The following is a 9,991-nucleotide window of genomic DNA, read 5'->3' on the forward strand; positions in this document are numbered from 1 at the left end:
CACCGGCTGCACCACCGCGGCGATCGCCGGCCACGTCACCTGCATCCATTCGGCGTCGTCGAAGCCGACCAGCGAGATGTCGTTTGGGCAATGCCAGCCGCGCCGCCGAAACTCCGAAAGCGCCACCAGCGTGCCCTTCAGGAAGAGCGAATAGACCGCCGTAGGCCTGTCGCCGCCGTCTTCCCGCTGGCTGAAATAATCGCGAAGCAGCGTCCGCAAGGGCCCGACATCGCTTTCGCAGAGTACGACGTCGACCCTGATGTCGGGCGCAAGCTCAAGTGCCGTCTTGCGAAACCCTTCGAGCCGGGCGCGCACGGTCGCCGCCTGCTGGCCGAGACCGACCACAAGAACATGGCGATGGCCCTGGCTGACCAGCGCGCGCGCCACCTCGGCGCTTGCCGCCGCGCTGTCGGCCGAAACCGTGTCGAAGGCGTCATCGGCAAGCACGCGGTCGATCAGCACCCCTGTCATGCCGTTCGCTTTCATGAAACCAGCCGCCGGTCCGTGCTCGTTTCGCACCGGCGCCAGTACGACGCCGGCAACGCGCCAGTCATGCATGCGGGCGAGGATCTCCTTCTCACGTTGCTCCGATTCCCGGCTGGAGGCGGCGACCAGCGTATAGCCGCGTTGCTCGGCGAGGCCTTCGAGCTCGCTCACCATCTGGCCGAAGAACTCGCTTTCGAACTCCGGCATGATGGCGCCGATGATGCGACGCTTGGCCCTGCGCATATCCGAGGCGAGCGGATCGACGCGGTAGCCCAGAAGCTCGACGGCATCGAGGACGCGCTGCGCGTTTTCCGGTTTTACCGTGGTGACGCCGGAAAGAACCTTGGAAACAGTGGCCGCCGACACGCCCGCCTGGCTTGCCACATCGTGGATCGACGCGCGCCGCTGCTGGGCCTGCTGTTGCGCCATTAATCTTCTCCCGGAGGCGAGTGGTCGCCCTCTCGTTAACATAATCGATAAATCGATTTTTCGCTGTTGTAAATCGTTTCATCGAGAGTAAAAACGCTGATATGATTGATGCGATCCAATCGCGCCGGGAGGAAAATCATGTCCAACAAAGCCTCGCCGCTGGTGATCAGCGCACCCGAACCGCGCACGCTCGACCTGATCTTCACGCCGCCGCAATTGGCGCTTTTCCGCAAAAAATATCGCATCGTCGAGACAACGCCGGAAGGTGTCTCGGAGTTGCCGACAGATGTGCTGGCCGAAGCCCGCTACATCGTCGGCCAGCCGCCGATCACCCCTCAGACGCTGGAGAGGTTGAAAGCGCTGCGCTGCATCTTCAACGTCGAGACCAATCTCATCAACAACATGCCCTATGAGACGCTGTTTGCCCGCGGCATTCACGTCGTCACCACCGGCCTGGTGTTCGCGGAGCCGGTGGCGGAACTCGGCCTTGCCATGGCGCTAAACCTGGCGCGCGGCATCGTCGATGCCGACCTCGCCTTCCGGCAAGGCGAGGAACTATGGGGCGGCGACGGCAACCAGACGGCGCGACTCCTCTCAGGTTCGGATGTCGGCATCATCGGCTTCGGCGATCTTGGCCGCGCTCTCAATCGGCTGCTGACCGGCTTCCGCACGCGCACCAGGGTCTTCGATCCCTGGCTACCGCCTTCCGTGCTGGTGGAACATGGCGTCGAGCCGGCCTCGCTCGACAAGGTGCTGTCGGAAAGCGATTTCGTTTTCGTCGTCGCCTCGGTGACCAGCGAGAACCAGGGTTTTCTCGGCGCCGACGCTTTCGCCAAGATGCGCCAGGGCGCCGCCTTCATCCTGCTCAGCCGCGCCGGCGTCGTCGATTTCCCGGCGCTGATGGGAGCGGTCAAAAGCGGCCATATCGTTGCGGCCAGCGACGTGTTTCCCGAGGAGCCGCTGGCCAAGAACCACCCGGTGCGCTCGCTTTCCGGCTTTCTGCGCTCGGCACACCGCGCCGGCGCGCTCGACGTTGCCTTCAAGCGCATGGGCGACATGGTGCTGGAGGACATGGACCTCCTCGATCGCGGTCTGCCGCCGATGCGCTCCAAGCGCGCCGAGCGAGAGACCGTTTCGCGGATGCGCTCCAAGCCGGTCGACAGGAACTGATCGCGCCTCGTCGCCTGGAACATTAGCGTTCCTGCTACTGATTGCCGCCCTGAGTGTAATGCAACCAAACTTAACGGCCGGACCACGGAGAGTTTCGGCCCTCTCAGGACCATTTTTCTTCAGAATTTTTTTCTGCATTTCACGGGAATAGAGGAACTTTGATCCGGACCTTCCGTTGATGACACGATCGTTTCTCGAACGATCCAGAGAAACAGGAGGTTTATGTCATGAACATCAAGATGATCTGCCTTGGCGCAATGACCCTTTCGATGGTCGCCGGCTCGGCTCTCGCCGCTGGCGAAACCGGCACGTCGGCGCTGGATGACCCAGCCAAGATGCAGCCCTTCTACACCGACTCCAGCATGAAAACGATGGTCAGCAAGGACGCCTTCGTGAAGGCGTGGAAGGCAATGTCGCCGGAGGACCAGACCGCGATGATGACGGCTTGTGAGGACGAGGCCAAGAACGCCAATGCAGCCAACAGCCATCCGGAGTTCTGCAGCAGCGTCAAGGAGAACGGCGGCAGCAAGTAACCAATCAGTGCAGCTACCGACAAAACGGCCCCGTTGTGGGGCCGTTTTTGCGATCCCAGACGAAGGACCGTGACGCACTTTTCCCGAGATTGATCAGGCAACCAGATCGCTGCGGTCCGCCGGTTCGAAGCCGTCATTGAAATTCGCCGCGAGCCAGGCGATCGCGCTGGCGACATCGGCGATGGCGAAACGCGCCGCGGTCTCGCCCTGCGGTCTCACGCGGATCGAGATCCCGCCCGCGGCATTGACGGTCTCAAAACCGTTTTCGTCGGACGTGTCGTCGCCGAGGAATACCGGACGCCGTCCGGTGAAAGGTTCAAGCTGCATGAAGCGCCGGATTGCGGCGCCCTTGGCCGCCTCCAGCGGCATCAGTTCGACACCGGCATTGCCGGCAATTACGCGGTAGCCTTTCGGCAGCCGGGCAAGTGCTGTCTCGACCAGTTCCGTCGCGCGGGCCAGCAATTGCGGCGCCGCCCGCGTGTGGATGGCGAGCACCGGCCCCTTGCGCTCGACATAGACGGCCTTGCTTGCCAGCTCCAGCTCGATTTCGTCGGCAAGTGCAGCCATATCCGCCGGCTCGTCGGCGGCCTCGATTTGCCCGTCCGGTGTCAGCCTGTGCTCCAGCCCGTAGAGGCCGGCGATTCGCAGCTTCAAAGGCTCGAACAGCCGGTCGACGGCCGCGATAGAGCGGCCGGTGATGAAAGCCAGCGCTCCATCCAGCCGGCGCTCGACCGCTTTCAGCAGCGAACGCAACTCCGCGCTGACCGCGACGCTATCTGGATGGGCGGCGTGCTCGAGCAAGGTGCCATCGATATCGAGGAAGAGCGCCCACCGGCCTTCGGGAAGCGGTGGTGTCAAATCTGCTTGGATGTTCATCGGAATCCGACTGCCTGTTTGCGTTCGAAGATAGAGACGACATTGTCGCCGTTGGTGTTTGCCGAGCGGTCGGACAAGGCCGTGACGCGGTCGAGCTCGCCGCGCTTCCTCAATCGCGCCGCGTCGAGCAGCATGCTGCCGGCCCAGCGATAGACATTGTTGTCGCGTACGATCTCGCGCATGCGGCGCATGCGCTCGCGCTGCTCGTCGGGCCCCATGACCAGCGCCTGCCGCATGGCTTCGCTCATCATCGCCGCGTCGTAAGGATTGACGATCAGCGCCTCGAGCAGTTCGCGCGAGGCGCCGGCAAACGTGCTGAGCAGGAGCACGCCCTCTTCGTCGTCGCGCGCGGCAACGAACTCCTTGGCCACGAGGTTCATGCCGTCATGCAGGCTGGTGACGAGGCAGATGTCGGCCGCGCGGTAGATCTTGTAGACGTCCTTCTGCGAGTGATGCTCGGCCACGAGCACGACCGGACGATAGCTGCCGTTGCCGTAGCGCTCGTTGAGTCCCTCGGCGAGCCGCTGGCATTCCTCATGCAGGTGCTTGTAGGCCGGCAATGTGCCCCGGCTCGGTGCGGCGACCTGCAGGAACACCGCCTTGCCGATCATTTCAGGGTAGCGGATGAACAGTTCCTCCAGCGCATGGAAGCGGTCGAGAATGCCCTTGGTGTAGTCGAGGCGCTCGACACCGACGCACAGCTTGGCGTCGGCTGGAATTCCAAACCGCTCGCGGATTTGCGCGCGGCATTCCTCGACCGGCGGCAGGCTCTTCAGGAGTTGCACAGGCCATTCGATAGAGATCGGGTAGGCGTGGACCAAAGTCGTCTGGCCGCCATAGGACACCGCGGCATCCGCCCGTTCGATCCGGCTCTCCATGAAACGGTCGACGCTCTCGGTGAAGTTGTTGGCATGGAACTGGGTGTGGAAGCCGATGATCGAGCTGCCCAGCAGCCCATCCAGAATGCGCTCGCGCCACGGACAGATGCTGAACACTTCCGAGTTCGGCCACGGGATGTGCCAGAAGGTGATGACGATGGCCTCGGGCAGCCGCTCGCGGATCATGCGCGGCAGCAGTGCGAAATGATAATCCTGGACCAGCACGATCGGCCTCTCGTTGCGGGCCTCGGCAACCACCGTTTCGGCGAATTTGCGATTGACGGCCTCGTAGGCCGCCCAGTCCGACTCGCGGAAGATCGGTCGGGTAAAGGCTATATGGCAGAGCGGCCAAAGCCCTTCATTGGCGAAGCCGAGATAATAGCCCTGATATTCCTCATCGGTCAGCCAGACCCGGCGCAGGGCATAAGATGGATTTTCGGGCGGCACCTGTACCCGGTCGTGGCGGTCGACGACCTGACGATCCGCGCTGCCGCCGCCATAGGCGATCCAGGTGCCGGCGCAGGCGCGCGTGATCGGCTCCAGTGCCGAGACCAGTCCGCTCGCCGGCACGACGAGCTCGACATCGCCGTTCTCGTCCTCATTGTGGATGTAGGGCTCGCGGTTGGAGACGACGATGACCTGTGCGTCCGGCAGATCCTCGGCAAGGATCTTGCGCAGCGTCTCCGGTGACCAGGTGACGAGGGCGGCGTCGACCGACTGCCCGTTCTTCTCGAATTCGCGCAACACCTTGCGTGCGGCTTCCGATGCGACGTCCTCGCCCGCACCGGGCGTGTTCACAGCCGTTGCATGCTGGTGACGGTGCCTGGTTATTGAGACGAAGATCGCGAGAGCGCTGAGTCCGAGACTAGCTAGGATAAGGACCCACAAGAGGTCGACGCCATACTGTGCCATTGATGCCAGGTTGCCTCCGGCTGTCCGCTATTTTGTTTTCGTTCTTGCCGGCTGCGGAGAGGTGTGCCGGTTCCGGTTTGCAAACGCATAGGGCGCTCGTCGGTTCCGACATTTTTCGACTGCCGGATGCATTTGCGGAACTCCGCTCTCGTAACGGTTTTCCGTCCGGAATTGCGCAATCGACCCGTCTAAGTCCGCACAATCAGCGGCACCAGGCCCTCATGCCGATCGGCGAGGAAGGCAACGACGCGGTCCCCGACACGCTGGAAGGTGAGGTCGATAGTCTTATTGCCGACGGACAGATGCCGGAGCGTGAGCGTGTCGATACCGATAGGCATCCGTGGGCGGGTGACGCGCAACTCGCCTTTCCAACCGTCGATTTCCAGACCGAGGCAGGCCTGCATCAGCATGAAGGTGGAGCCTGCCGACCAGGCCTGCGGCAGACAGGCGACAGGATAGGCGATCGGCGCCTCGCCTGGCGCCCGGGTGAAGCCGCAGAACAATTCCGGCAGCCGCATGTTGAAGTGCACGGCCGACTCGAACGTGCCGCTCATCAGCCGCACGACACTTTCGCGCTCTCCATAGCGCGAGAGGCCGACACCGCAGAGCGCCGTGTCGTGCGGCCAGATCGAGCCGTTATGGTAGGACATTGGGTTGAAGAAGATCGCGTCGTCCGCAAGCGTCCTCAGTCCCCAGCCGGAATGGAAGGAAGCCGACAGCAATTGATCGGCGACAATCTTGGCGCGCTCCGGCTGCGGCAGCCCGGCATAAAGCAGATGCCCCGCATTTGACGTTCGCACCTTGCAGGGCTGGCCTTCGCCGTCGATCGCGATGGCGTAGAAGTTCAGATCCTCGATCCAGAAGTCACGCTCGACGGCGATCCGCATTTCCTCGGCGCGGTTCTCCCAATGTTCGGCATCGGCAAACTCGCCGCGGCGGCGTGCGAGCGCGGCAAGGCCGCGATAAGCGGCAAAGACATAGCCTTGCACTTCGACCAGCGCGATCGGTCCCTTGGGCATGCGGCCGTCGGCATGGAAGACCGAGTCGACGCTGTCTTTCCAGCCCTGGTTGGCGAGGCCGGACTCCGCTGCGCGTTGGTAGGTGACGAAACCCGTTGCCCGGCTTGCCTCTTCCGTCCACTCGGCCGCCGCCTTGAGCGATGGCCAGAGCGTGTCGATGAAGGCCATGTCGCCGGTGCGGTCGGCATAGGCGCAGGCGAGATGAATGTAGAGCGGGGTCGTGTCGACGCCGCCATAATAGCGGCCGAAGGGAAGTTCGCGCAGCGCCGCCATTTCGCCCTTGCGCGTCTCGTGCATGATCTTGCCTGGCTGGGAATCGATGAAGGGCGACGTCTCCGTCGCCTGATGTTCGGCAAGGAACGCCAGCACGCCGCGCGCGAGACCCGGATTGAGCCACAGCATCTGCAAGCCGGAGATCACGCCGTCGCGGCCGAAGGCCGTGGAGAACCACGGGATGCCGGCATAAGGATAAGGCCCGGTAGGAAGCTCGGTGGTAAGCAACGCGACATCCGCGCGGGCGCGTTCGACCCAATCGTTGAAGACGCGACCGGAGCTGTGGACCGTGGCGCCATGCCGACGCTTGGCGCGCATGGCAAAACGCGCGCGTGCGGCAGCGGCCCGGAACCGGTCGCGATTCGGCGTTTCGGCAACTTCCGGGCCCACCTCGACATAAAGCACCTTGCTGCTGCGCTTGGTCACCGCGATCAGGAAGTCGGCTCGATTGTCGCTCAGTTGGTCGGGAGCTTGCGAGAAGGAGATTGCCGACTGGCGCGGCAGGCCGTCGAGACCGTCATAGCCGAGCATAACGGACGCCTTGTCGGTCTTCGCCAGATGGACCGTTCCACGTTTCGGCCGTGTCGAGCCGCGCACCTCGAACATGTCGCGAAAGTCGGCGGCGAAATGCAAGGAGATGGCGATGGTCGAATGCTCGCGGCTGTAGTTGGAAAGCGTGATGCGATCGAATAGCCTGTCCTGCCAGATCAGCCTGACGCGCTCGATATGGATCGCGCCTTGCGGAATGTCGCGGCCGGCGGCGCTCTGTATCGGCAAGTTGGTGAGGTTGCTGGTGAAGAGAACATTGTCCTGGCTGAGCGAGGCGCCGAGCAGCGACATCGGCCTGCCGCCGATCGTCAGGCGGAACTCGGAAAGAACGCGCGTGTCGTCGCGAAAGAAACCGTCGCCGGCGCCCCTGATGTCACCATAGGCGTCGGTGACCGCGAAACAATCGCCCTGTTTGAGCGCGAACAGCCGGTGCGGCTCCCGCGGCGCAGTTTCGTCGAGCGAGGCAAGGGCTACGGCGGGATCGAGCTTGCGCTCGTCGAGCTGCGTCATTCGTGACCTCTTCGCTTGCCCCGCCCCAAGAGAATGCCGATCAGGAGGCTCTCGCCTCCTGGATGCCGATCAGGCGCATATAGGCGGCAAGATAGTCGCGCGCCATCCTGGTGGCTGAAAACCGCTTTTCGAAGACCACTCTCACCTGCCGTCGGTCCAGTCCGAGCAGGACCGGCATCGCAGCGACCGCATCATCGACAGAGTCCACGACAAAGCCGGTCACGCCCTGGTCGATGAGCTCCGGCAGGGCGCCGCAGTTCCAGGCGATTACCGGCGTGCCGCAAGCCATCGCCTCGATCGGCGCCAGGCCGAACGGCTCCGGCCAGTCTATGGGAAACAGCAGGCCCGCGGCATTGCCGAGAAACTCGGCCTTCTCGTGTTCCGCGATCTCGCCGACATAGTCGACCCGGTCGCCGTCGACGAGCGCCTCGATCTCGTCGTGAAAATAGGCGCGATCGTCATCGCCGATCTTGGCCGCCAGCTTAAGCTTCAAACCGGAACTTCGCGCGATCTCGATCGCTCGATCCGGGCGCTTGTCGCGAGACAGCCGGCCCAGGAAAGCCAAATAGGGTTCCTCGGCCGAGGGATTGTAGGTGGGCTGATACGCATCGACCGGAATGCCGTGATGGATCGTCGCCAGCCAGTTGGCGTCGGGCAATCCGCGCTTCTGGCTGTGCGAGATGGAGATCATCGGAAAGCGCGGGAAGCGCTTGTAGGCCGGCGCCAGGTCGACATAGTCGAGCCGGCCATGCGGGGTCGTCACCGTTCGCCCCGCCATGTGTTCGAAGAATGGAAAATGCACGAAATGGCTGAGATGGAAGTGGATGACGTCGAACTCGTCCGCCCGCTCGCGCACCTGGCAAAGCATCGCCATATGCGCCGCAATCTCGGACTTTTTCGGCCGCGGATCAAGACGGATCGCCTGGTCGCGACCGGGCACCAGCCGCGCCGAGGTCTCACTGTCGCCGCTGGCGAACAGGGTCACTTCGTGCCCGACTTCCACCAGCGCTTCGGTGAGATAGGACACGATCCGCTCGGTGCCGCCATATAGTTTCGGCGGCACGGATTCGTAGAGCGGCGCGACATGAGCGATGCGCATGGTTCCCTCAAACGGTTGATGGGAACCAAAATGCGTCAGCCGCCAGATCGTTCCTGCCCGATTGTCGCAGGCGGGGCCTCGAGCTTCGGCCAATCAACTCATCCAGTTGCCGCCGTCCACATTGAGCGTCTGCGCCACGACGTAGTCGGCCTCGCTCGATGCCAGGAAGACGGCCGCACCCCGGTAATCGTCGGGATCGCCCATGCGTCCGGCCGGCACCGCCAGCCCGACCTGCCGCTTCTTCTCGCCGATCGGCAGGTTCTCGTAGCGCGCGAACAGCGCGTCGACCTGGTCCCACATCGGCGTGTCGACCACACCCGGCGCGATGCCGTTGACGTTGATGCCGTGCTTGATCAGCGCAAGGCCGGCCGACTGCGTGATGCTGATTACGGCGGCCTTGGTGGCGCAGTAGACGGCGACCAGCGCCTCGCCGCGCCGACCCGCCTGCGAGGCCATGTTGATGATCTTCCCCTTGCGCCCCTGGGCGACCATACGCTTGGCCACCGCCTGCAGCGTGAACAACAGCCCTTTCACATTGACCGAGAATTGCAGGTCGAAGCTTTTCTCCGAAATCTCGAGAAGCGGCCCCATGTCGAAGACGGCGGCATTGTTGACCAGGATGTCGATCCCGCCATGCGTCCTCGTCACCGAAGCGACCATCGCCTCGATCGAGGCGTGGTCGCGCACGTCGAGTTGCAGAGCGGTAGCTTTGCCTTCGAGCTCGCGCGCAAGTGCTTCCGCCTTGTCTAGTGCCATATCGGCGATGACGACATGGGCGCCTTCGGCGGCGAAACCGCGCACGATGGCTGCGCCGATCCCTTGCGCGCCGCCGGTGACGACGGCGACCTTGTCCTTGAGTTTCATGGCAATTCTCCTGTCTCAGCGCCCTGGCTCAGCGCCATCTCAGCGTGTGGTATAGCCGCCGTCGATGACCAGCACCTCGCCGGTCACGTAGCTCGAGGCGGGAGAGCACAGGAAAAGTGCGGCCGCCGCAACTTCTTCCGGCTGGCCGACGCGGCCCATCGGCGTCATGCCGCGCCAGATCGGGAACCATTCCGGATTCTCGATGCCGCCGCGCGAAAGGTCCGTTTCGATATAGCCGGGCGCGACGGCGTTGACGCGGATGTTATCGGCCGCCACCTCGCTGGCGAGGCTCTTGGTCATCATGTGCACCGCCGCCTTGGAACTGTTGTAGGCGACCTGGTTCTGGGGAATGTTGGAGACGATGCCGGAAATCGAGCCGACATTGAGGATCGC

At 63.4% G+C, this 9,991-nt stretch carries 9 protein-coding genes; 2 read left to right on the forward strand and 7 right to left on the reverse strand.

Annotated elements, in window-relative coordinates; translation table 11 throughout:
• On the reverse strand, nucleotides 1-915 hold a 915-nt coding region (locus EOA60_RS06980), incomplete at its 3' end, for a LacI family DNA-binding transcriptional regulator (protein WP_164899209.1).
• A 138-nt stretch (nucleotides 916-1,053) separates the two neighbouring features.
• Here EOA60_RS06980 and EOA60_RS06985 point away from each other — a divergent pair.
• Nucleotides 1,054-2,085 carry a hydroxyacid dehydrogenase gene (locus EOA60_RS06985; protein ID WP_095802301.1) on the forward strand — a complete coding sequence of 344 codons (1,032 nt, stop codon included), beginning with the start codon at nucleotides 1,054-1,056 and terminating at the stop codon, nucleotides 2,083-2,085.
• Nucleotides 2,086-2,312: 227 nt separating this feature from the next.
• Entirely contained in the window at nucleotides 2,313-2,618 is a 306-nt protein-coding gene (locus tag EOA60_RS06990) for a hypothetical protein (protein ID WP_095779425.1), read from the forward strand.
• Nucleotides 2,619-2,711: 93 nt separating this feature from the next.
• Here EOA60_RS06990 and otsB read toward each other — a convergent pair whose 3' ends face one another.
• The 6 genes from otsB to EOA60_RS07020 form a co-directional block, all read right to left on the reverse strand.
• Nucleotides 2,712-3,494 (reverse strand): trehalose-phosphatase, encoded by a 783-nt coding sequence (otsB, locus tag EOA60_RS06995; protein ID WP_127335211.1) that lies wholly within the window; start codon nucleotides 3,492-3,494, stop codon nucleotides 2,712-2,714.
• Nucleotides 3,491-5,284 (reverse strand): trehalose-6-phosphate synthase, encoded by a 1,794-nt coding sequence (locus EOA60_RS07000; RefSeq protein WP_067328827.1) that lies wholly within the window; start codon nucleotides 5,282-5,284, stop codon nucleotides 3,491-3,493. The genes otsB and EOA60_RS07000 overlap by 4 nt, the downstream gene beginning before the upstream one ends.
• A gap of 188 nt (nucleotides 5,285-5,472) precedes the next feature.
• Complete coding sequence (locus EOA60_RS07005) at nucleotides 5,473-7,635, reverse strand: amylo-alpha-1,6-glucosidase (RefSeq protein ID WP_067328824.1); 2,163 nt, start codon at nucleotides 7,633-7,635, stop codon at nucleotides 5,473-5,475.
• Nucleotides 7,636-7,675: 40 nt separating this feature from the next.
• Nucleotides 7,676-8,734: a glycosyltransferase family 4 protein gene (locus tag EOA60_RS07010; RefSeq protein ID WP_067328822.1), complete on the reverse strand. Its 1,059-nt coding sequence runs from the start codon at nucleotides 8,732-8,734 to the stop codon at nucleotides 7,676-7,678.
• Nucleotides 8,735-8,827: 93 nt separating this feature from the next.
• Nucleotides 8,828-9,598, reverse strand: coding sequence for an L-iditol 2-dehydrogenase (locus tag EOA60_RS07015; RefSeq protein WP_095824984.1), 771 nt, complete (start codon nucleotides 9,596-9,598; stop codon nucleotides 8,828-8,830).
• 39 nt (nucleotides 9,599-9,637) lie between these two features.
• Nucleotides 9,638-9,991: SDR family oxidoreductase (locus EOA60_RS07020; protein WP_128311181.1), on the reverse strand; the 354-nt coding region annotated here is incomplete at its 5' end.

Origin of the sequence: Mesorhizobium sp. M1A.F.Ca.IN.020.06.1.1 (genome assembly GCF_004023265.1) — a bacterium.
Lineage (GTDB): Bacteria > Pseudomonadota > Alphaproteobacteria > Rhizobiales > Rhizobiaceae > Mesorhizobium.

Coding starts and splice junctions, on each gene's coding strand:
- EOA60_RS07015 (WP_095824984.1), bottom strand. CDS start 9,598: ATGAAACTCAAGGACAAGGTCGCCGTCGTCACCGGCGGCGCGCAAGGG.
- EOA60_RS07000 (WP_067328827.1), bottom strand. CDS start 5,284: ATGGCACAGTATGGCGTCGACCTCTTGTGGGTCCTTATCCTAGCTAGT.
- EOA60_RS07010 (WP_067328822.1), bottom strand. CDS start 8,734: ATGCGCATCGCTCATGTCGCGCCGCTCTACGAATCCGTGCCGCCGAAA.
- EOA60_RS06985 (WP_095802301.1), top strand. CDS start 1,054: ATGTCCAACAAAGCCTCGCCGCTGGTGATCAGCGCACCCGAACCGCGC.
- otsB (WP_127335211.1), bottom strand. CDS start 3,494: ATGAACATCCAAGCAGATTTGACACCACCGCTTCCCGAAGGCCGGTGG.
- EOA60_RS07005 (WP_067328824.1), bottom strand. CDS start 7,635: ATGACGCAGCTCGACGAGCGCAAGCTCGATCCCGCCGTAGCCCTTGCC.
- EOA60_RS06990 (WP_095779425.1), top strand. CDS start 2,313: ATGAACATCAAGATGATCTGCCTTGGCGCAATGACCCTTTCGATGGTC.